We start from the raw sequence: 21,671 nt of genomic DNA on the forward strand, positions 1-21,671 counted from the left end.
ATGGCTCCGATCGGTCTGCTGATCGTCGACCGGGAGCTGCGGGTCCTCCGGATGAACCGGGCGATACGTATAATGAACGGTCTGTCCGCGGACGACCTGGGCGGCGAGGCCCTGTCCGAGCTGCTGCCCGGCGTCGAACCTCAGGCGTGGGAGGTGATCCGGCGGGTGTTCGCCACCGGACAGCCGATCATCGACGTCGAGATCACCGGCGCAACCCCCACGACCTGGCCTGACCAGCACGTCTGGCGGGTCTCCCACTACCCGATCCCCAGCCCGGACCAGATCACTGTGGCCGTGGGCGTGGCGGTGGTCGACGTGACCGAGCAGCGCCGGGCGGAGGCCGGGCGGGACACGGTCGAGCGGAAGCTGCGGCTGCTGAGCCGGGCCAGCGGGCTGGTCGGGGCGTCGCTGGACCTGACGGCAACGCTGGAAGGGATGGTCGAGCTCCTGGTCCCGGAATTCGCCGACTGGTGCGAACTCTTCCTCACCAACGAGCCCTTGGACCCCGACGCCAGGCCGGCCAGCCTGCAACAACGCCGGGTTGTCGGAGCGAACACGCCTGGTGTGGCCCCCATGCCCCCAGAGGTCCCTTCGGACATAGTCTTTCATCTCGACCCGGACCATCCCGCGTATCGTGCGCTGGCCATGCGTCAGCCCGTCCGGTTCGACCTGGACGACCGGACTATCCGAGCGACGCACCATCCGGACCGGGAGAAGTACTTCGGGTACATCCTCGCCGCCGTTCGTCACGGCATAGCGGTGCCGCTGTTGGCCGGACACGAATACCACGGGACGATCTTCCTCGGTCTCGGGCTCTCCGGGCGGACCTACACCCAGCCAGATGTCCAGACCGCGGCCGAAGTGGGCAGCCGGATCGCCAACGCGGTTGCCAACGCCCGCGCCTACGACCGCCAACGCAGAGCCGCGCTCACCCTGCAAAGCGGGCTTTTGCCTGGCGGCCTGCCCGAGGTCGAGGGCCTGGACCTCGCCTGGCGGTACGAGCCCGGCACCGCGGGCACCGAGGTCGGCGGTGACTGGTTCGACGTCGTTCCGCTGTCCGCCGGCCGGGTCGCGCTCGTCATCGGCGACGTCATGGGACGCGGGTTGACCGCCGCCGCCGTGATGGGGCAGGTCCGTGCCGCGGTCCGTGCCTTCGCCGCTCTCGACCTGCCCGCCGCCGACGTGCTGACCCACCTCGACGACCTTGTCCAGACCATCGGCGCCGGCACCGACGGCGCCGATGGTCAGCTGCATCTACGCCATCTTCGAACCTGCGACGGCCACCATCACGGTCTCCAACGCCGGCCACTTACCTCCCGCCCTTGTCAACCCGCACGCCGACGTCCAATTCCTCGACGACGCCGGTGGGATCGTCCTCGGTGTCGCCAGCCAGACTTTCACCGACGTTCGCTACCCGTTCCCGCCCGGCACCACCCTCGCCCTCTACACAGACGGGCTTGTCGAATCCCCCACCATCGACATCGACCAAGGCACCCGACGACTGCAGGCCGCCCTCGCCGATTCGGGCAACCTGCTGCACACCACAGCCGACCGTCTGCTCACCCTCATCGACCGCACCGGCGGCTACGACGACGACGTCGCACTCCTCCTCATCCGCGCCGCCACCGCCGCGACGGTCTGCACCAACGTCCTGTCCCCCGACCCCCGAGCCGCCAAGACCGCCCGCGACATCACCGTCACCGCCCTCGACGCCTGGGAGCTGTCTGAGCATGCCGACCTGGTGGAACTCCTCGTCAGCGAACTGGTCACCAACGCCATCCGCTACGCGGAGACCCCCAGCCACCTCACCCTCCGCCGCGGCCAGCACGCCCTCTACGTGGAGATAGCCGACGGGGACAGCCGCGTCCCCCGCCTGCTCAACCCCACCGCCGACGACGAAGGCGGCCGCGGCCTCCAACTCGTTGCCGAACTCGCCACCCGCTGGGGTGCCCGCCCCACCCACACCGGCAAGACCGTCTGGTTCCAACTCGACACAGGGGACAGTCCCTCTTCGACAGGGGGTCCGGGCTTCCTCGTCACCGGTGCGGTCGGTGGGCGTGCAGGAAGTCGTCAACGAGATCGCGCACATAGGCCTCGGTGAAGGTTCGTCCGGTGAGGAGACGCCGGTAGATCAACGGTCCGGCGAGCTGGTCGATCGCCCGGGAGGGATCGAGCCGGGGGTCGAGTTCGCCGCGCGCGATCCCGGCCCGGACGATCTCGTCGAGGACCCGCGAGCTCTCCTGGTAAAGGAACTCCTTGAGCTCGGCGTAGGCGGGATGGGTCGGGGCGCGTTCGATCATCGTTCGCATGATCTGCCATTCGCCGGCATCGTCTACTGTTCGGCGCGAGTGTGCCGAGATCTGCGCCGGACGAGCCTGCCCGGCGGGCCATGCGGTACCGGACGAGTCGGGCGCGGCGGATGGGGGCAGACTTGCCCTATGAGCCCCACCAGCCGTGGCCGCGGGAGCAGACGGAGGACTTCCTCCAGGGACGCCAGGAGCGGGTCACGCCCCACTGTGCCGCCCACGTCGGACACCCCGGACACGCTGGACGCCTGCGACTGCCCGCAGTGTTCGGGCGGCGACGAGCTGGATCTGGTCATCGACGGGCTGCTCGCGAGCGGGGAGCTTCTGCTCACCGTTGACGACCCGATGGAGGCGGAAGCTCTCGGCGCGACGCTGCTCTCGGCCGGTGACCTGATCGGTGAGGAGGCCGAGGAGGCGTTCGTCCGCGGGCTTGTCCCGGCGTTGGAAACCGCGGGCACCGCGGAGGCGCTGGCGACGCTGCTGGCGATCGGTTCCGTCGCGCCAGGCCGCCTCGGCACGGCCGCGGGCGACGCCGCCGACCGTCTGGTCGAGGACGGCATCGTCCGCCCGGTATGGGCGGACGAACTGGAGGCACCGGTGACGGCCGGTGACTTTCAGCGCCTGAACGACGACCAAGGAGAAGCGTCGATGCTGGTCTGCTCGTTCCATCGAGCGGGACGCGGGCACGCCGTCATCATCAATGTCGATCACAACGACTGCGGCGCCGCCGTCGACATTCTCGTCCTCGACGCCGACAAGCTATCTGACGCAGTCGAAATGCTGCATACCGTTGCCAGTGCCGACGGCATCCGGATCAGGACCGAGAGCCTGAGCCCGGAGGAGTTCCGCTGGCAGGCCGAGAACGCCCTCGCCGCACGGGCGGTGCACGACGCGGGCGACGTCGCTCTCAACCTGGCCGAATTTCTCGACGGCGATGACGACAACGACGGCCCGGCCTATCCGGCCCTGGCAATGCTGCTACGGGCCCGGCTGGCAACCCTGCCGGAGCCCGGCAGGCCGCCCGCGCCGCATCCCACCGACGACGACGAGGACGGCCTCGACCTCGACCCTGGCCTCGCCCCCGGCCTGACGCTGCTGGAGCGGCGGGCAGGCGGCGCGGACCTCGTTCGCGGCGGCCGGCCGCTGCCAACATCCGGTGGCCCCGTGCTGATTCCTGACGGCTTCGCACTGGCCCCGCCCAGCATCGCGCCGTCGGCGGCACTGCCGGCGAAACGGAAGAAGGCAGCCGGGCCGGCGCCGACCTACCAGATCAAAGTGGGTCTGCGTGGTACGAAACCGCCGATCTGGCGCCGGCTGGAGGTGCCCGCCGACATCCGTCTCGACCGGCTGCACAGCGTCATCCAGGCCGCGTTCGGCTGGTACGACTCCCATCTGCATGTCTTCGAGACCCGGTACGGCAGTTTCGGCAGCCCCGACGCGGAGCTGGGCTACCGCGCCGAGGCGGCGGTGACGCTGGAACAGGTCGCACACAGCTCGAACGACAGGATTCTTTACACCTACGACTTCGGCGACAGCTGGGAACACGACGTCCTGGTGGAGAAGGTTTTCAGCCCGGACCCGGCGGTGCGCTATCCCCGCTGCACCGGCGGGCGCCGCGCCGCTCCACCGGAGGACTGCGGCGGTATCTGGGGGTATGTCGAGCTGCTGCAGGTGCTGAAGAATCCCGACCACCCCGAGCACGACGAGAAGCTGGAATGGCTGGGCGTCGACAACGCCATCGACTTCGCCCCAGAGCGGTTCGACGCCGCGGCGGTCAACCAGGCGCTGTCCGCCATCCACTGACGCTCACCGTCGCCGCGGGAAGAACCGTCTGGACGGAAACCCGCCAGTCCGCAGATCAGGCGGCTGACAGACCGGTATTCTCGAAGACGAGCGAGGGCGTCCTCGCCCCGGTCGGCCGGGGCCGGCTGGGATGCGGGAGAGTACGCAGCGCGTCGAGCGCGGGTTCGACGAACGTGGCCCACTTCTCGGTGGGGAGATCCCACAGCTGCGACCACGTCCGGCGCTGGATCTGATCGACGACGGCCGCCGGAGTCGCCGGCCCGCCGGAGCGGTCGATGGCGAAGTCCGCGACGAGCCGCAGACCGTTCTCCGCCGCGAGGTGGATGACGGCCTCCGGAGTATCCGGGCGCGGTGAGCTATCCGACAGCCCGTCGTTCATCGACCGGATGATCTCCGAGATGTCGGAGGTGACGGTCGATTCCCCGGCGCCGGCGACCGCGAGCCGGCCGCCTGGCCGCAGCACCCGGGCGACCTCACGCAGAACAGCCGGTATGTTCCCGACGAGGTGCAGGACATGGACGGCGACGCACGCGTCGACGCTGCCGTCAGTGAGGGGGATCGCCGTGGCGTCGGCTCGCGCGACCCGCCCCGGGATGCGACGGCGGGCGTGGGCGAGCATCCGCTCGGAAAGATCGATACCGGCCACCGACCAGCCATGCTCCGCGAAGACGCTGGCGATCAGCCCGGTGCCGACCCCGATCTCCAGCAGGGCACCGGCGGGCAGGTGGGGCGCGAGCTCGCTGGCGACACGACGCCCGCGTTCGGTCCCGCCCCGCGTCTCGTCGTAACGGTCGGCTATTTGGTCGAAGTTAACGGACTCCGGCATACGTCCAGAATAGGCGAGGTCGGTCAGTCATCAGCGCATCCCGATCCCCGGTCGGACCCGGCAGGGGTACGAATCCGGTCAGGCGAGCGCTCTGATGCCCGCCGGAAACGACCCGCGGCCGGTCATGTCGTCGCGGTGACCTCGTCGTCCGGCGGGGAGTCTCCCCACCATGGCAGCAGGATGAGCTGGAAGGTCGCCCCGCCTCCCGGGGTCGGCCGGTACTCAACCCGTCCGCCGTGCGCGGCGGCGACGGCCGCCACGATGGACAGGCCCAGTCCGGTCCCGCCGCCGTCCCGGGAACGACCCGTGTCAGCCCGGTAGAAACGTTCGAAAAGGTGCGGGACGGCGTCCTCGGGGACGCCGTCCCCGTGGTCGATCACCGAGATGACGACCTCACCGGTTCGGCTGTCCTCCGCCGGGCCCACGCCGCGGTGGGCGGCCGGATCCGGGCCTGCGGCGCCGGCCCCGCCCGGTGCCGCGACAACGGATATCGCGGTGCCGGGCGGGGTGTGGACCACGGCGTTGCGGACGAGGTTTCCGACGGCCTGGCGCAGCCGTCCCTCGTCCCCGGCCACCTCGAGGATCGGCGGCGCCTCGTCCTCGATCGTCCGGTTCGGGTTGACCGCCCGGGCGTCGGTGACGACGTCACGGACCATGGCCGAGACATCGACGGGCTGGCGTTCCAGCACCGGCCGCTGGTCCAGCCGGGCGAGCAGCAGCAGGTCGTCGACCAGGACGCTCATCCGGGCGGACTCCTCCTCGATGCGGCGCATGACCGTCGCGAGATCCTCGGGCCGGTTCGCGGCGCCCCGGTGGAACATCTCGGCGTAGCCGCGGATCGAGGTCAGCGGGGTCCGCAGTTCGTGGCTGGCGTCCCCGACGAAGCGGCGCAGCCGCCGTTCGGATGCCTCACGGGCCTGGAAGGCCGCCTCGATCCGGGTGAGCATCGCGTTGAAGGTGAGCCCGAGCCGCCCCACTTCGGTGCGGGGGTCGGCGTCGGCGACCCGTTTCGTCAGGTCACCCCGTGCGATCAGGTCCGCGGTCTGTTCGATCCTGATGAGGGGACGCAGGCCAAGACGGATGATGACGTAGGCCGACATGGCCAGCGCGGCCAGCATCACCGAACTCGCGACGATCTCGATCCTGGTGACGTTGTCGAGAGTGGCGTCCATCTCCGTGAACGGCACGGCGACGACGAGGACGTCCGCGTTGTCGAAGCGTTCGGCAAGCACCCTGAACCGGCTCCCGCCACCCTGGGCGGGCACCGTCCACAGCGGGACGGTCGCGAGGTCCGGATGGGTCTGCGCGGTGGCGAGCAGATTCGGTGTGACGTTCGGACGCCGGGTCGGAGTGCTCGGGCCGCCGGGGCTGGGACTGGGGCTGGTCTCGGCCAGTCGGCGGCCGCTGCCGTCGTACAACGCCCCGTAGGTGCCGACCAGGAACGCGCTGCCGAAACGCGGGTCATGGTCGTCGGAGTCGCCCCCGCCGGAAGCGCGCCCTCCAAGATCATAACCACCTGAGTCGCCGGAGCCGCGGTCACCGTATCCGCTGGCCCGCAGGAGCGTCTGTTCCATGACCGGATGGGCATCGCGTACCTGCTGGTCCAGCCGGCCGCGCAGGTAGGTCGCCACCGCGCCGCGTGTACCGGCCGCGCCGAGGGCCATGCCGACCGCCAGCAGACCCACCAGAGCCAGCAGCAGCCGGGCGCGCAGCGACATGACCGGTCCACTCAACGCGGCAGACGCAGAACGTAACCGACGCCACGCACCGTGTGGATCAACGATGGCGGAACAGGGTCGATCTTGCGCCGCAGATAGCTGACGTAGGTCTCCAGGACCCGCGCCTCCCCGCCGAAGTCGTGCCCCCAGACGTGGTCGAGAAGCTGGGCCCGGGTGAGCACCTTGCGGGCGTTCGCCAGCAGATAGTGCAGCAGGCGGTACTCGGTGGCGGTCAGCTCCACGTGCCGCCCACCACGCCGCACCTCTCGGGTCTCCGGGTCGAGTTCGAGATCGCTGAAGCGCAGTGGCCCGGGCGTGCTGTCGGCGGCCCCGGCCCGACGCAGGATCGCGCGGACCCGGGCGACCAGCTCGCTGACAGCGAACGGCTTCGTGACGTAGTCGTCCCCGCCGAGGGTCAGCCCGTGCACCTTGTCCTCGGTGGCGTCGCGGGCTGTCAGGAACAGGGTCGGCATGCCCCGCCCCGAACCACGCAGCCGCTGACAGAGCATGAACCCGTCGATGTCGGGGAGCATGACGTCCAGCACGAGCAGGTCCGGTGGCGACAGCGCGACCCGGGTCAGCGCCGCCTGTCCGGAATGCACGGCGTGCACGTCGAAACCCTCGTAGCGCAACGCCATGACGACAAGATCGGTTATCGCCTCCTCGTCGTCGACGACGAGGACTTTGAGCGGACGCTCCATCCGCCCAGTCTCACCCGTCTCCCGCGTCGGGCCGGTCATCCGGGCCCGACAGCGGTGGGAGCGGACCAGGCAGGTACGGAGGAAAGCCGCTCTGACGGGCGTGTATCCGGCGGTATGACGCCGTTGGAGGGCGTGGACGCGGCGGCGGCCACCTGACCGGGGAAGCCGGCCGAACGGGCCAGCCGACCGGTGGCGTCGACCGTCAGCCAGGCCCATCCCTGCCGGGCGAGATCGGCAAGCAGGGCCGGCGCGGCGTGGCCGGCGGCCAGGGCGGCCGTGGCGTAGGCGTCCGCCAGGGTCAGATCCGCCCCGACGATGGTGACCGAGGCCAGCGCGCTCGCCGGGGTCCCGGTGCGCGGGTCGACGACGTGTCCGCCCCGCTCCGAGACACCGGACGTGGCGACGGCGAGATCCGTGCCTTCGACCACCGCGACGAGCCGGGCCCGCTCGAAGGGGTCGGCGATCCCGACCCGCCAGGGCCGGCCCGTCCCCGAGGCTCCCCGGACCAGCAGGTCCCCGGCCGCGTTGACGCAGTGGTCCGGGGCGCCGGCGTCGGTCAGCGCCCGGGATGCCGCATCGGCCGCCCAGCCCTTGACCAGACCGGTCGGATCCAGGGTGCCGTCCGTCCGCCAGGCCGGGTCGAAGCTTCCGCCGGTCCGCTCCCGGCAGGCGTCGGCTGTCCGGTACACCTCACGGACGTGGTCCGGGCAGTCGTCGAGGCCGATCTCGCCGCGCCGCAGCCGGGAGACCCAGGAGCTCGGCAGGAAGGTGCTGAAGTCCTCGTCCGCCCGGTGCAGCACCGCGACCGCCGCCGCGATCGCCGCGTCCAGTGCCGACGGGCCAAGTTCCGCGGCGCCGGGCGGGCGGCGGATGTTGATGCTGACGACCGTGCCCATCACCGGTTCGGCGTGGACCCGGCCCGGCCGGCTAGGCACCGGCCCTGTCCAGAGCGGACTGGACGGACTGCGCGTAACCGTAGCTGGTGTAGGAGGCCCCGGAGACGGTGTCGATCCGGGTGCTCTGGGCGTCGAGCACCTCCTGGCGCAGGATCGGCACCGCCCAGTTGTTGATCTCAATATCACGCCGCTCCCGGTCCGGTAGCCGCAGGGCCACCACATCAGTGATCGTCTTTCCGCTCAGGACGACCTGGACCTGCACGGAGCCGTAGCGGGTGCTCACGGCGTCGCCTGTCACTATCTGGGCGGTGGCCGTACCCGATGGGCCCGAACCCGACGGCGAACCGGCGGAGTCTGGTCCGGATGAGCTCGAAGCGGAGGAGTTCGAACCGGACGAACCGGCGTCGCCGGACGCCGAAGTCGAGCTGCCGTCACCCGAAGCCGACGTCGGAGCCGGAGCCGGGGCCGGGTCGCCCGTCGTGGCGGGCTGCTGGCTCGCCCCGACTGTGGCCGGCGTGACGGCGAGCGCCACGGGCCGCTCGCCGGGCCCGGTCGCGGTCTTCGCGCCGACAGCCAGGGCGACGGTCGCCATCAGCGCGGCGAAGCCGAGCCGCGCCCGGTAGGGCTTTCCGGCATTCTCGTTCATCTCAGCGTGAACTCCTCGGTGTGGATCTGCTTGTCGGACAGCCCGAGGCCGCGCAGCGCCTGGACGACCGCGCGTGTCATCCCGGGGGGGCCGCAGACGAAGACATCCCGTTCGGCGACGTCCGGCACGGCCGCGACGAGGAAACGCGCCGCCAGCGGGTCGTGTCCGAGGTCGCGCCGGGAACCGACCACACGGTGGACGATCAGCCGTCCGTTGCCGGCCAGCCTCTCGAACTCCAGCCACAGGATGAGATCGTCCGCCCGGCTGACCCGGTGCACCACGACGACGTCGTCGCCGCGGGCGAGCAGGTCCTCCGCGAGCGCCCGGACCGGTCCGATCCCGCTGCCCCCGCCGACGAGCAGCGTCCTGCCCCGGGTGGCGTGCTCGGCGGTGAAGTGCCCGAACGGGCCTTCGGCCACGACCGGGGTGCCCGGCCGCAGGTGGGCGATCGCGCGGGAGTGATCGCCCGTGGCCCTGACCGTGATGCGCAGCCGGTCCGGCCGCGGCGGGGCGGACAGCGAATAGGGGTGCGCGCTGACGAGATGCCCGCGGGCGGCGAACCGCCACAACAGGAACTGCCCCGCCACCGCGCCGAGACGATGCAGGTCACGGCCACGGATCCAGACCGAGACGACCCCGGGTGCCTCGTGGACCACCCGCTCCACCGTCATCCGGTGCCGGGCGACGGCCACCGCCGGCAGGACCAGCCGCCAGATGACCAGGCAGGCGGCGACCGCCAGGTACATCCCCTGCCACAGCAGCCGGTTGACCGGATGGCCGACGAAGTCCACGCCGGTCGCCGTCTGGTGGGAGTACACCAGGAGCACGGCAAGGTAGGCGGTGAGGTGCAGCAGATACCAGGCCTCGTAGGAGACGCACCGCCGGACCGCGCGGGCGCTGACCACCCCGACGGCCACGAACAGCAGGGTGCCGACGGTCGCCTTCCACATCTCCGGGTAGGTCGTGACCACCGTGACGAGCTCGGACAGCGGCTGATGATGCGTGGTCAGGCCGTAGCCCCACACCGTGAGCAGGATGTGGACGACGATGAGCAGCACGACGTTCGCGCCCAGCCCGCGGTGCCAGGCCGCCAGCCGGTCGAACCCGACCGCCCGTTCGAGGACGGGGATCCGCGCCATGAGCAGGAGTTGCACGAGCACCAGGTAGGCCGCCAGCAGGCCGCTGACCCGGCCGGCCGCGGTCATGGCGGGCCCGGCACCGTGGACGCTGGACGCGGAGGTGTCGAACCACCACAGGGCCACGACCACGACTCCCCATGCCGCCAGGGCGAGCCGTACGGCGAGCCCCGGGGACCAGCGCGGCGGCACGGGCCGGCCGCGGGCCGCGCCCGACACGACCCGGCCTCCCGGCAGGCGCGGGGGACCTGGTTCCCGCGTGGGCGTCGCCGCGCCCACGCGGCTCGATCCGCGCGTCCGTGCCCCGCCGGCCGGATACCGCGTGAAGCTCATGGACACGGACGATGACCGCGGAAGCTGGGAACATGCTGTGAAGAGCCTCAGAACTTGCCGGGACTTCCACCGACCTTCCCTTCTTGATCACAAAACTTGATCGCAGGACTTCTGACCGGCCGCAGGCGTCCTGACGAGATGGTGACGGCTTCCGACGCAGGCGGCGAGGGACCGGACCGCCAGGTCGGTTAGTGGACTGTGTCGGATTGGAGATAGCACAGCGGCGACGCAAAAATCACCCTTGGTAGCCGAGCCCGAGGTCGTCGTCTTGGGCCACGCACAGGGGGAGGCCGGTCATGGCGCGTTCTGGTTGGGACCAAAGCCAGTGGATCGACTACGACGCATACGTCCTGAACGTCTTTGCGGGAGGCAGCACGGCCTGGATCGAGTACCGCTACACGATTGGCTATGTCGGATGGCGGCGGATCTACACCGAGCCGGACCCGACCGAATCAGAAGTCCTGACAGTCGCCACCGCAGCCAAGGCTTCCGGCCGACCGGTACGTGTCCGGGTGACCAACAGCAGTGGCCCCGGCGGCACAGCCGAAATCGTCGCCATGCAGACACTGTGACAAAGGAGCCGTGACGCTGTGGCCAGGCTTTCACCCGGGCAGGAAACAGAAACGACACCGCTCGGCGCCGACCTCCGACCCTTCACCGACGGTGACTACATAGCCGTGCCCAACCGGATCCGTCCTGACGATCTCGCGGAGCCCGGACCGACAGGCGCGGACGTGCGGACCGTCGACGGCGTCGACCGAGCGGCGCTCGCTCTGCGGGACGCGGCTGGCGACGAGCCGCACCCGCTGGGCGCGGTTCTGCGTCCCGCTCCGGCGGAACAGCAGAACTGATCTTCACCTGCCCGTTCTCGCCTTTTCTTTTCTCCTCTTCTTTCTTTCCTCTCCTCATCTTTCTGTTTTCCTCTTTCTGGCCAGGTGAAGGCCCGGAGCCCCACGTCCGCGCACCCCCGGCCCTGAGCTCTCATCTCCCGCAGGCCGTGGTAGAGGATCCCTCCCTACCGGGTGAGCTTCGTTCCGATGACGACGGTGGCGTTCAGCTCCTCGGACGTGACCACCTGTGGGAGCAGCCCGTTGCGGGCGACGGTTTCGACGGTCCGTGCCGCCTGCCGCCCGCTGGTCTCGACCAGCAGGCGGCCGCCTGGCGCCAGCCACTGTGGCGCCTCGGCGGTCACCCGCCGTAGGACGTCAAGCCCGTCCGTGCCGCCGTCGAGCGCCATCCGCCGCTCGTGGACACGGGCTTCGGGAGGCAGCAGCCCCATCTCCTCGGTGGGCACGTAGGGCGCGTTGGCGGCCAGGATGTCGACGCGTCCCCGCAGCGTGACGGGCAGCGGCTCGTAAAGATCGCCCTCGTACACCTGGCCTCCGGCGCCGGCAAGGTTGCGGCGGGCGCACCGCACCGCAGCCGGGTCGAGGTCGGTCGCGTACAGCTCGACCGCGTCCAGGGCCATAAGCAGCGCGACGCCCACCGCGCCCGAGCCGCAGCACAGGTCGACGACGACCGCCGCCGGCCGGTTCGGCGGCTGGCCGACGCGTCCGGCGGCCAGCCGCTGGGCGAGAGCGACAGCCTGCTGGACGAGGAACTCGGTGCGGCGTCGGGGCACGAAGACACCGGGGTCCACGGCTATCCGCAGGCCGCAGAACCACGCCCAGCCAAGGATGTGCTCAAGGGGCAGGCCGGCGGCCCGCCGATCCACCATGGCGGCAAGCTCGTCCTCGGTCCGCGCCGCGCGAAAGAGCAGCCGCGCCTCGTCCTCGGCGAAGACACAGCCGACGGCCCGCAGCCTGGCAACGACGGCGGGCAGAGATGACGGTGCTGGAGAAGGTGCTGGAGAAAACGACACGGGAACCTTTCGGGATGCCGAAGGGCGCCCTCCTGGCCACCTAGCGAGCCGAAAGCGGCACGATCATGTTTCTTTCGTGCTGCCGAGAGGCCTGAGCCCCCAGCGCACCGTGCGGTCGGATCACACGGCCGTAAGGCGGGAGCGCCCAGCCTGACACAGTGGAACCTGATGCCATCGGACCTGACGTCATCGGACCTGACGTCAGGGAACCTGACACCGCGGGACCTGACACCGTGGGAATGGGACTCACCTCCTCGACGCGTCCTGCGTTGCTGAGAACAGCAACACTACCTGAGCGGACCCGCGACGCCGGACAGGGATCCGACAGACAAAAAAACAAATCTGCCGTATACGGTTCCGCGCCGCTCGGGCCCTCTCCGGCGAATACGGATCAGTCCCCTGGCACGGCCGGCGCGGATCTCCTCAGGGACCCGCCGGGCAGGCGCGCCCTCGTCCGTCTCCGGTTCACGGCGAGCGGACGTTACGGGTCTCGCCAGGAGGAACCCGGATGAAACACAGGACACCGGTCCCGCGTCGACGCGCATTTACCGGCACCCAGACGGAATACCGTTCAAACAATCGGGACACAATTAACACGCCAGGAACGAACGCGGCGAGATCTCCCCACATCCTCAAGATTCTGTAACTATTTATACCGGCAGAATCGGTTGACCGGCGACAGCCCGCCCCGACTGTGGGTCATCCTCGACGAGGCGGTGCTCCATCGAAGCTGAAAGAACTGGACGCCGAAGGATCCGGACAATCGACGGCGGCACGGAGGACAGCATGATCGCGTCGCCGTCGGACCTCGGACCTCGGACCTCGGGCCCCGGGAACCGGAAACCGGGCCGCCAGGGATCGAGGCCCGGATCCCGGGGCCGTTGTCGGGCCCCAGGTGCAAGAGCATGATCATATAGAGGTGCGACCGCCGTAATCTCCGGCCGCCCAGGGCACGACGCCCAGGCGGCCTTCGTGTTCGCGGCAACGCCGGCCGGCAGCGGCCGACCGGCGAGCCACCGCGATGGTCGCTGTCAGGATACGATCGATGACCTGACAGAAAGGGTCTTGCGATCGGGCCCACAACAGCGCACTCTTGTAGCTGTCCGGTCGGGTTGTGGTTCTTCCAGCGTTGGTCTTGACGACGGACGCGGGCAGACGTCATCCCGACCCTGCTGGCGGGTATCCACACCCGCTGTTGCCGTGGAGGAGCGTAGGTGCCATGAACGCCATCGACTGGGCGGAAGCCCCAGGGTCGGGGCGTCTCAGGCTTCCCTTCCGCCCGACCTGCAGATCCGATTGGTTGCCACGATCACGCGTCGGCGGGACGTAAGTAAGCGATCACACGGCGCTCCGAACGACGATCGCCATGGAGCGCGAACCCTTCCCTGGATCCATTACACGTCTGACGCTGTCAGACGGTCTTTTTGTCGCTGTTGTTTCCGCGCAACGGGAGGTGATCAGCGTGGCCACTGTCACGACTAACCTGCTCAGCACCCCGCTGGAGGATCCGCGTGCCGAGCGGGTGCGCCGCACTGCCCTCGCCGCATACGTTGACGGAAAGATCAGCTTTGCCCAGGCGAACTCCCGTGTCCGTAGGGCAATGGAAAGGTTCCACGTCTGATCTGACCGTCGTACACGCGACCGCCAGCCGGTCAGGTCCCGGTCAGCAGGTTCAGCCGAGCCGATCCGTCGGCAGGTCGGACAAGAACGAACCCATCAGGGCCGTCTCGTTCTTCTCCCGTATCGCCTGTCGCCGCGCATCCCAGCGATGCGGGATCCGCTCGGCTGGTCCGGGCATGCCCCGTCTCCGGACAGCCGGTCCGGCAGAACGGCAGAACGAATCAGCTGGATCACCGCGTTCGCCGACGACAGATCGTTTCCGCGCGGAGCTGTCCTTACGAAAGGTACGCTTTCATGAAAAGTCCGGTTTCGTGAAGAACGTGGGCAGCAGCTGTCCCGCGGACGGCATCGGCGATCCGCTGTGCCAGGTGGGGTCTTCCAGGTCATCGCTGTGATCGTTCGGACAGCGACTCGGGCCGGGATTCCGGCTCGGGCGCACTGGTCGCCACCCGGTCCCCGCCAAGACCGAAAATCCCGACCGCGACCAGCAGCAGGGAGGCGACGAAGGCCACCATCCGCGGTCCTTCGGGCGCCGACTCGCCGAACAGGGTCAGGCCGAGCATCACCGGCAGGAAGGCCGAGACTCCGCTGGTCACCGGAAACGCGATCACCGCCGCCTGCCCCTGCAGCCCCCGCTGTTCCAGGCCCAGGGCAAGCACGGAGAAAAGGATCAGAACGTACGGGGTCGGGGTGGCCAGCAGACGGGCCAACTCATGATCGTCCAGATAGAGGCCGATCTGACGGGTCGCCAACGTCGCGATCGCGTAACAGGCCCCCGCGGACAGCCCGAACAGCAGCGCTGCCTGGGCGACCCGCTCCCCTCTGCCCGCCCGGTTCGCCAGCCACGCGCCCACAGCCGTGAACGTCAGCCCGCAGGCCAGGAACAGCCCCATGTCATGGTTGCTCGCCCGGTCGCCGACCTCGGCGCCGCGGCTGAAGGCAAAGGTGAGCAGGGCGATTCCGGCGACCATGGATGCCATCCCGCGCCAGCCGGCCCGGCTGATCCGCTCCCCGAGGAACCGTCGGGCCAGCAACGCGAAGACCACCATGTCGCCCGCCATCAGCGGCGCGACAAGGGCCACCGGGGCCACCGACAGGGCCAGCACCTCCAGCAGGAACGATCCGGCCTCGACCGCGAGCCCGAGCAGCCACAACGGGCGCACCGTAAGACGGAGCAACAGCCCGAGCCCGAGCCCACCACCAGGTGGTGCCTGCCGCGCCGCGACAGCCTGGATCATGGGAGCCATCCCGTAGAAGGCCGCTGACACAACCGCGATCGGTGCGCCGACGGCGAGCGCGTTGTTCACGCGCCGCCCGGAATCCGGCCGAGGTGCGTACGTGTGCCACCGCTGCGTCCCACGTCCCCTACCATCCCACCTCCGCTGCCGCACCACGCCCGCGCGGGCTGTCTCCTACCAGTCCTACCAGCCATTACCCAGCTCGACCTGGCTGAGCGCGGCGCCGAACGCCTGCTCCCAGGCGTCCGGCGTACCGACCACGCGGACCGAGGGCGGCTTGGTGCGATCCAGCGCGGCAAGCACCGACCGGCGCAGGGACGCGGTGTCCGCGGAGGTCACGTCCGCCCGGCCCCGGTCGAGTTCGAGCTGGAGGTTGTCCCGGCCGTGACCGGGCACGACGTCGAGCAGCAGGAGATCTCGTCCGATCACGCGGGCCTCGCTGCAGCTGTCCCCCGACGAAGTGACCACAAGATCACTTGCTGCCATCAGTTCGGGAATACGGTCAGTGAAACCGAACGGGATAACCTGCTGACGGGTACGTGCCAGCCCCCGCAGCCGGGCCTCGAGCGAGGCGTTGCGCCCGGCCACCGCGATCACCCACACGCCGGACTCGGCCAACGCCCGGGCACCGGCGACCAATGGGCCGAGGCCCCAGGAGCCTGACATCAGCAGTACGCAGCGCGCGTCAGCGGGGATGCCGAGGGCGGCCCGGGCCGCGGCCTGCGTCGGCGGGTCGTAGAAGGGTTGACGCACCGGCGTCGGGACGACGGCGATCCGCGCCTGGGGATGGAACCGGCGGACGAACCGCGCTGCCGTGGCCGAGGTGACCAGGTACAGATCGGTGTTGTCATGCACCCAGAGCCGGTGGACGCAGACATCCGTACAGAACACCGCTGTGATCATGCCGGGATGCTCGGCCTTGATCCGGCTCGCCGCCGCGGCCCCGGTCGCGAAGATCGACAGAAGCAGTTCGACCGGTTGCTCGCGCAACGTCGACGCCAGCCTGGGAACGAGGAACCGGGACGCGGTCGCCTCGATCACCCGCGCCAACGGGCCGCCCGGCCGCATCTGCGAAAAGTGCACCGCGTCGTAGAGGCCCGGCACGGCCAGCATCCCCCGGAACACGGCCTCCCCCATGGCGCCGGCACGGCCGCCCATCATGCGCAGGGAGTCCAGCGTGCGGGTGGAGAACCCACGCAGGGTCAGCGAGTGCGCGCAGGCCTGCGCCATGACATCGTGGCCCATCCCGAGCGAGCCCGACAGCAGCAGCGCCCGCTTCCCAGCGTGCTGGGGCTGCCGGGCCGGGACCGTCACCGGGCCACCCGTGGGACCGTCGGCCATCTCGTCGGCCATGACTTACTCGGACGACGCCGAGACGCCGACCCCGTCGGCCGCCTGGCGGGGTGGTATCGGGGCCAGCTGGTCACGGGTGGGCCGCCGATCGGCCAGGTACCACTCGACATACTGCCGGACCCCTTCGGCGAACCGGGTGGTGGGATGCCAGCCCAGCAGCGCCTCGGCCGCCGCGTTCGACACCGGCCGCCCCCGGAAGTCGCCCGGGCGCGCCGGAACATGCTCGATCCGGACGCCGGGGACATGGTCGCGGACCGCCTGTGCCATCGCCAGCACGCTGACCCGTTCATCACCTTCGAGCGCGATCGTCGCATTACGCGCGGAGTCGGCCAGAGCAAGCACGTGCGCGTCGGCCAGATCACGGACGAACACATAGTTGCGGAACTGCTGGCCATCGCCTGCGATCGTGAGCGGTTCCCCGTCGAGTGCCTTCCGGAGAAACCGGGCCAGGACCAGTTCGTCCCGCATGCCGGGACCGTAGGGAATGCCGTAGCGCAGAATCGTGAAATCCACACCATAGGTCTGCTGGTAGCTGTGGAGCAGCAGCTCCGCCGCAATTTTGGTGGAGGTGTAGACATGACCGGCACGAACCAGCGCGAACTCGACGTCCTCGGTCAGCGGGTGCGGGTCGTCCGGATCGCCGCCGGCCGCGCCGTAGACCCAGACGGTGCTAGCGAACAGTACCCGGCGCACACCGGCAACACGCGCCGCTTCACAGACGTTCGCCGTGCCCTCGACGTTGAGCCGCACGGTCCGGATCGGGTCGGCGAAGGCATGGTCGACATTGGACATGCCAGCGAGGTGGAAAACCACCTCGCAGCCGGCGAACGCGCTGGTGACAGCGGGCAGGTTCAGAACGTCGAGCACCCTGTGATCAGCGCGTGGATCTGCCCTGTGTGTCCGTAGGTCGAGTGCAATCACGTCATGGCCGGCATCGGCGAGCCGGTCCACTACATGGGCTCCGATGAACCCGGAGCCTCCGGTGACGGCTATACGCATGGTCATCCGTCCAGAATTGTCGGTTGCGGGCCGGGTCGCCCGATGAAATTGCCCCGAGAACTGTTACGGGCGATGATCACCTGATCAGGGCTGTACCGCCAGGGTCTCGAGAGCGGACGCGAGCGACGCAAGCACGTGATCCGCCTCGGCCTCGGTCATGTCCGAGTGGACCGGAAGACACACGTGACGGGCACACAGATCCTCGGCGACCGGCAGGTTGCCGCCGGCATACGACGCGAAGGCCGGCTGCTGGTGCAGCGGCGCCTCATACACCTCACCCGACAGCGACACACCGTGGCGCTCCTTGAGCTCCTTTTTCAGCCGGGCCCGATCAGTGCCCGGGCGCGGCAGAGCCAGATATTTGTAGAAGTTGCTGTACCCGCCGGCCGGCACCCGGACCGGCTCGATCCCGTCGATACGGTCGAGTCCCGCGTCGTACCGGGCGGCGACCCGGCGGCGGACCTCGAGGAATTCGGACAACCGGCGCAGGTGTACCAGCCCGGTCACGGCATGCAGCTCACTCAGCCGCCAGGCGTAGCCCTGTTTGATGTGAACGTTGCCGAGAAAACCGGCTTTCCCCTGGTCCCGGAATATTACCGCCTCGTCCCGCACGCGTTCGTCGGCGGTGAGTATCATCCCGCCCTCGCCGCTAGTTATGATCTTGGTCGGATAGAACGAGAACGCCGCGGCCGTGCCGAAGGACCCCGCGGGGCGACCGTCATGACTCGCTCCGTGGGCGTGCGCCGCGTCCTCGACCAGAAAAATACCCCGTTCGTCACACAGTGCCCGAATAGCGTCGACATCCGAAGTGATCAGACCGCCTATGTGCACCAGAATGACCACTCGGGTACTCGGTGTAAGCACGTCGGCCACGGTGGCCGCGCTGAGCGCGAACGTGCCGGGGTCCACGTCCGCGAAAACCAGGTTCGCGCCGGCCCGCAGGGCGGCGAAACCGGTGGCCGCAAAGGTGTTCGTGGGTATAATGACATCCGAACCCGCCACGTCCAGCGCCCGGAGAATAATCTCAAGCGCCGCTGTGCCGCTACTGACCGCAATGCCAAAAGGGGTGTCGTGGGCCGCAGCAAACACGGCCTCGAACTCCCTCGTATACGCACCGAGCGTCAGCGCCCCGCTGGCCAGGATCCCCGACACCGACGACGCAATCTCCGCACGATCGGCTTCCGGGAAGACGATCCGCGCTGATGGAACCTGCATCTGCACCCCTTCAGAGTCCCGCGTCCTGTCAAGTCACCACCTGCCGGTCCGGGCACGGTGGACAGCGACGCTACCGGTTCGCCCACCGGGTGGCCGTCAGGATCATCCCGCTCTTGGACATCCTCCCCTGATCCTTTTCACGGCCACCCACCGGAGAGCCGCCCGCCCGGCCCAGGAATGACCGCCGAGCGCCCGGTTTACGTTTTGGCGTATCCATTAAATAGTAGATCTCATTGCTGTCCAATACCCATCCGACAGATACTCGTCCGACCACAGTGGGACAAGTCACCTGGATGATCCGACAAACCAGCCACAACGGCCGCGAGCCTGAATCACAACAACGCAACCATGGCCTTGCGATCAGTCGGCGGGTGCATTTTACGGCTCGCCGACGACCGGAGGCTACCTCGTGTCAGCGCGCCATAAACAGGTAGCAATATCGATCTTCGGGGAAAGTACCCGACCGCCAGGTGTGTCCACAGGGCCGACAAGGTCGGCAAGGTCGACGCAGGGCCTGGTCGTCCAGGGGCATCGCCACTGTGGACGAGCGGCGCCCGGCACACCCGCCGTATGGTCGCCGACCAGGTCTGACCAGGCACGGTGACAGGTCGCGGGCAGCATGAAAGGCCCCGACAGAGGGTAGACATGATCTGACGTACGGGGGGAACGCAGATCACGCACCACTCTGCCGGGACGCACAGCAAGACTATCGGGAAGGCGCCCATAAGGGGAGCCGGAACGGCCAGGACTTTGGTCCCGTCTCGAGTCCCCTCCCAGTACCGTGACAGCGCCGCGAACCGCCCGTTACGGATATGAGTCCGATCGGGATATCCATGGACACGGCGGACATAAAGGGGTGCTCGGAGACAGCGCCGAACCTGACTCGCCAGCGGATCTCCCACGGACCGAAAACAACACGATCATTTTTCCCGGGCGCTCGACAGCCCGGCGACAGGCACGGAAGATCACGAAGATCTTTGAAGCCCGGCAGATCCGAGAGGACTGAATGGTCAGAAAGGCCCGGAAGCTGGAACCGCCAGCCCGGGATGCCGCGAATCCCCGGCTTGCGAAGCGGTCCGAAGGAGCCACAAGGTGACACGGAACAAGATCGTCAGAAGCCTCGCCGGTGTCGTGGAACTCGTTGACAAGGTGGAGCCCTGCATCGAACTTCGGGACACGATGACCGGCGGCGAGGCAGCTCGGGAAATGCGCGACGCAAATGTTCGGTATGCCCGTCTCGTGCATCTGGAAAAAGATCTTGCTCGATCGTCGATCGTCACTGTCGGGGATCTCGACAGGCTTTCCGATCCCGCCCGCCCACTGCTGGAAATGATCGACACCTTCCAGCCTGAGATCTTCCTCGACTGGCGCGACTTTCTCACCGATGCGGTCAACAGGTCACTGCGTGGCATAACGGCGGAGACGACCATCACGGTCGAGGACGACGGCCAGCCGCTCGGCGTCCTTTCGGCCGGGACCGTCCAGGCATTCGTCGCGGCCAGCCGGGAGTGAGCAGCGGCAGCCTCGGTCGGGCGTCACCGGTTCGCACCGGCCCGACGACTGGGAGCCGGCAGCCGGCGACGTCCTATCGGCGCCGCGCTCCGCAGCGTACCGGTTGGCGTTGGTATTGACGTTGGTGGTAACGCGAACCCGCCACCACACACTGCCCCGCCATGTGGGCCGACCCGTGTCGACAGGCCACACAATATGGGACCATATCGCTCGACAGTGCTCCCATATCGCACGGGAGCACCATGCAGCACCCAACACAGGAAGGCTGCTATTCAGCCATGAGAGCATCCCCGGTGTGCCGTACGGATATCGACGAACACAAACCGGGAGAACTCGGCCGGATCCCGGATCGGCGCCGGCTTTCGGTCAGCTCCGCCCCAGCCGCCCTGCCAGTCACGCCAGGTGAGCACATCCAACGATTCCTGCCATCGGGACCGTCCTGGTCCGTCCGATGACAGGATTCCGGCCAGACTGGATTACGACACCGTCCAGCACCGCATAACCGGAACGGCAGACCGACATGGCAGACAGAGCATGAACATCGAAACTCCCGGCTGGTTCCGGACCGCACTCGAGCGGCGGCCCGAACAGTATGTAACGGAGGTCGAGGGATGCCGGATCAGTTACCGATGCTGGGGGGAACCGGACCGGCCGGGAATCATCCTCGTACACGGGGGCTCCGCGCACGCCGGCTGGTGGGATCACATAGCGCCATTGATTGACAGCGAATACCGGGTCGTCGCCATCGACATGTCCGGCCATGGCGACAGTGGGCGCCGCGATGACTACAGTCTCCAGAACTGGGCTGCCGAGATAGTCGGGGTCGCTGAACACGCCCACCTGGCCGGCAACCCGATCGTGATCGGCCACAGCATGGGTGGCTGGGCGTCGATCATGGCCGCTGCCAGCTACCCGGAGCGGATCAGCGGGATCGTCATCCTCGATGCCCCCGTCGCCGACGTCACCCCTGAGGAAAGAGCCGCCCGCGAGCGCACGGCGTTCGGACCGCTGCGGGTCTACCCGACCGTGACCGAGGCGCTGGCCCGCTTCCGGACCGTGCCCGATCAACCCAACATGCTGCCCTACGTCGTCAACCACGTGGCGCGGTCGTCCATGGGCGCTGTCGAGGGAGGCTGGACCTGGAAGTTCGATCCGGGAATCTTCCGCGGCCGCCGGCCCTCCCCGCAGATCCTCAAGGAGGTGCGTTGTCGGGTTGCGCTGTTTCGCGCCGAACACGGTCTGATCACCCCGGACATCGGCACCGAGATGTACGAACTGCTCGGCCGGGTCGCGCCGGTCATCGAGATCCCGCTCGCCGGACACCATCTCATGCTCGACCAGCCGCTGCTGCTGGTCACCGGTATCCGGACGCTGCTCGCGGACTGGCAGCACTCGGTCCCGCAGACCCGCCCGAAGGTCGGGACGAACATCGGGTAGCCGCCCGGCGGAAACGCTGGAGCGGGCCCTGGGCCGTTCCAGATGGAATCTGGTCGATCACGGCCTGGGCC

At 68.8% G+C, this 21,671-nt stretch carries 20 protein-coding genes and 1 pseudogene; 9 read left to right on the forward strand and 12 right to left on the reverse strand.

The genetic code is table 11. From position 1 onward, the window contains the following. Nucleotides 1–1,155: pseudogene (locus tag FSYMDG_RS30185) on the forward strand (PAS domain-containing protein); the annotation flags it as partial. 85 nt (nucleotides 1,156–1,240) lie between these two features. Beyond that, nucleotides 1,241–2,101, forward strand: coding sequence for an ATP-binding SpoIIE family protein phosphatase (locus tag FSYMDG_RS29330; protein ID WP_043604137.1), 861 nt, complete (start codon nucleotides 1,241–1,243; stop codon nucleotides 2,099–2,101). On the opposite strand, the gene FSYMDG_RS20545 is transcribed toward FSYMDG_RS29330, so the two are convergent. Beyond that, nucleotides 2,037–2,309: a TetR-like C-terminal domain-containing protein gene (locus FSYMDG_RS20545; protein ID WP_237702890.1), complete on the reverse strand. Its 273-nt coding sequence runs from the start codon at nucleotides 2,307–2,309 to the stop codon at nucleotides 2,037–2,039. The genes FSYMDG_RS29330 and FSYMDG_RS20545 overlap by 65 nt on opposite strands. Nucleotides 2,310–2,516: 207 nt before the next feature. Between FSYMDG_RS20545 and FSYMDG_RS20550 the strand changes: the two genes are divergently transcribed. Beyond that, entirely contained in the window at nucleotides 2,517–4,109 is a 1,593-nt protein-coding gene (locus FSYMDG_RS20550; protein WP_202797644.1) for a plasmid pRiA4b ORF-3 family protein, read from the forward strand. A 55-nt stretch (nucleotides 4,110–4,164) separates the two neighbouring features. Here FSYMDG_RS20550 and FSYMDG_RS20555 read toward each other — a convergent pair whose 3' ends face one another. From FSYMDG_RS20555 to FSYMDG_RS20585, 6 genes are all read right to left on the reverse strand, one after another. Further along, nucleotides 4,165–4,935, reverse strand: a complete 771-nt coding sequence (locus FSYMDG_RS20555; RefSeq protein ID WP_013875306.1) for a class I SAM-dependent methyltransferase — start codon at nucleotides 4,933–4,935, stop codon at nucleotides 4,165–4,167. Between the two features lie 122 nt (nucleotides 4,936–5,057). After that, nucleotides 5,058–6,653, reverse strand: coding sequence for a sensor histidine kinase (locus tag FSYMDG_RS20560; RefSeq protein WP_013875307.1), 1,596 nt, complete (start codon nucleotides 6,651–6,653; stop codon nucleotides 5,058–5,060). An 11-nt stretch (nucleotides 6,654–6,664) separates the two neighbouring features. Beyond that, nucleotides 6,665–7,354 (reverse strand): response regulator transcription factor, encoded by a 690-nt coding sequence (locus tag FSYMDG_RS20565; protein ID WP_193353079.1) that lies wholly within the window; start codon nucleotides 7,352–7,354, stop codon nucleotides 6,665–6,667. A gap of 35 nt (nucleotides 7,355–7,389) precedes the next feature. Then, entirely contained in the window at nucleotides 7,390–8,289 is a 900-nt protein-coding gene (locus FSYMDG_RS20570; RefSeq protein WP_013875309.1) for an FAD:protein FMN transferase, read from the reverse strand. Next, nucleotides 8,282–8,896 (reverse strand): FMN-binding protein, encoded by a 615-nt coding sequence (locus FSYMDG_RS25000; RefSeq protein ID WP_013875310.1) that lies wholly within the window; start codon nucleotides 8,894–8,896, stop codon nucleotides 8,282–8,284. The genes FSYMDG_RS20570 and FSYMDG_RS25000 overlap by 8 nt, the downstream gene beginning before the upstream one ends. After that, nucleotides 8,893–10,251, reverse strand: coding sequence for a ferredoxin reductase family protein (locus FSYMDG_RS20585; protein WP_013875311.1), 1,359 nt, complete (start codon nucleotides 10,249–10,251; stop codon nucleotides 8,893–8,895). Before FSYMDG_RS20585 ends, FSYMDG_RS25000 begins: the two co-directional genes overlap by 4 nt. A gap of 410 nt (nucleotides 10,252–10,661) precedes the next feature. On the opposite strand from FSYMDG_RS20585, the gene FSYMDG_RS20590 reads away from it, so the two are divergent. Both FSYMDG_RS20590 and FSYMDG_RS20595 read left to right on the forward strand, forming a co-directional pair. Beyond that, complete coding sequence (locus tag FSYMDG_RS20590) at nucleotides 10,662–10,937, forward strand: hypothetical protein (protein WP_013875312.1); 276 nt, start codon at nucleotides 10,662–10,664, stop codon at nucleotides 10,935–10,937. Nucleotides 10,938–10,955: 18 nt separating this feature from the next. Further along, on the forward strand, nucleotides 10,956–11,216 hold the full coding sequence (locus FSYMDG_RS20595) for a hypothetical protein (RefSeq protein WP_013875313.1): 261 nt from the start codon (nucleotides 10,956–10,958) through the stop codon (nucleotides 11,214–11,216). Nucleotides 11,217–11,380: 164 nt separating this feature from the next. Here FSYMDG_RS20595 and FSYMDG_RS20600 read toward each other — a convergent pair whose 3' ends face one another. Beyond that, on the reverse strand, nucleotides 11,381–12,226 hold the full coding sequence (locus tag FSYMDG_RS20600; RefSeq protein WP_013875314.1) for a putative protein N(5)-glutamine methyltransferase: 846 nt from the start codon (nucleotides 12,224–12,226) through the stop codon (nucleotides 11,381–11,383). Between the two features lie 578 nt (nucleotides 12,227–12,804). On the opposite strand from FSYMDG_RS20600, the gene FSYMDG_RS28905 reads away from it, so the two are divergent. Beyond that, entirely contained in the window at nucleotides 12,805–12,960 is a 156-nt protein-coding gene (locus tag FSYMDG_RS28905) for a Scr1 family TA system antitoxin-like transcriptional regulator (RefSeq protein ID WP_237703167.1), read from the forward strand. A gap of 728 nt (nucleotides 12,961–13,688) precedes the next feature. Beyond that, the gene (locus FSYMDG_RS26935; RefSeq protein ID WP_013875315.1) at nucleotides 13,689–13,847 is read left to right on the forward strand and encodes a hypothetical protein; all 159 of its coding nucleotides are present in this window, start codon (nucleotides 13,689–13,691) and stop codon (nucleotides 13,845–13,847) included. Between the two features lie 382 nt (nucleotides 13,848–14,229). On the opposite strand, the gene FSYMDG_RS20605 is transcribed toward FSYMDG_RS26935, so the two are convergent. The 4 genes from FSYMDG_RS20605 to FSYMDG_RS20620 all read right to left on the reverse strand — a co-directional run bounded on the left by FSYMDG_RS20605 (nucleotide 14,230) and on the right by FSYMDG_RS20620 (nucleotide 18,651). Continuing rightward, a complete protein-coding gene (locus FSYMDG_RS20605) occupies nucleotides 14,230–15,153 on the reverse strand; it encodes a hypothetical protein (protein ID WP_013875317.1) in 924 nt (307 codons plus the stop codon). 114 nt (nucleotides 15,154–15,267) lie between these two features. Further along, complete coding sequence (locus tag FSYMDG_RS20610; protein WP_013875318.1) at nucleotides 15,268–16,437, reverse strand: MGDG synthase family glycosyltransferase; 1,170 nt, start codon at nucleotides 16,435–16,437, stop codon at nucleotides 15,268–15,270. Between the two features lie 3 nt (nucleotides 16,438–16,440). Next, on the reverse strand, nucleotides 16,441–17,436 hold the full coding sequence (locus FSYMDG_RS20615; RefSeq protein ID WP_013875319.1) for an NAD-dependent epimerase/dehydratase family protein: 996 nt from the start codon (nucleotides 17,434–17,436) through the stop codon (nucleotides 16,441–16,443). A gap of 84 nt (nucleotides 17,437–17,520) precedes the next feature. Beyond that, on the reverse strand, nucleotides 17,521–18,651 hold the full coding sequence (locus FSYMDG_RS20620) for a DegT/DnrJ/EryC1/StrS family aminotransferase (protein ID WP_013875320.1): 1,131 nt from the start codon (nucleotides 18,649–18,651) through the stop codon (nucleotides 17,521–17,523). A 1,179-nt stretch (nucleotides 18,652–19,830) separates the two neighbouring features. Between FSYMDG_RS20620 and FSYMDG_RS20625 the strand changes: the two genes are divergently transcribed. Beyond that, nucleotides 19,831–20,163, forward strand: coding sequence for a hypothetical protein (locus FSYMDG_RS20625; protein WP_165440856.1), 333 nt, complete (start codon nucleotides 19,831–19,833; stop codon nucleotides 20,161–20,163). A gap of 534 nt (nucleotides 20,164–20,697) precedes the next feature. Beyond that, complete coding sequence (locus FSYMDG_RS20630; protein ID WP_013875322.1) at nucleotides 20,698–21,600, forward strand: alpha/beta fold hydrolase; 903 nt, start codon at nucleotides 20,698–20,700, stop codon at nucleotides 21,598–21,600. Nucleotides 21,601–21,671 lie beyond the last annotated feature (71 nt).

Origin of the sequence: Candidatus Protofrankia datiscae (assembly GCF_000177615.2) — a bacterium.
GTDB lineage: Bacteria > Actinomycetota > Actinomycetes > Frankiales > Frankiaceae > Protofrankia > Protofrankia coriariae.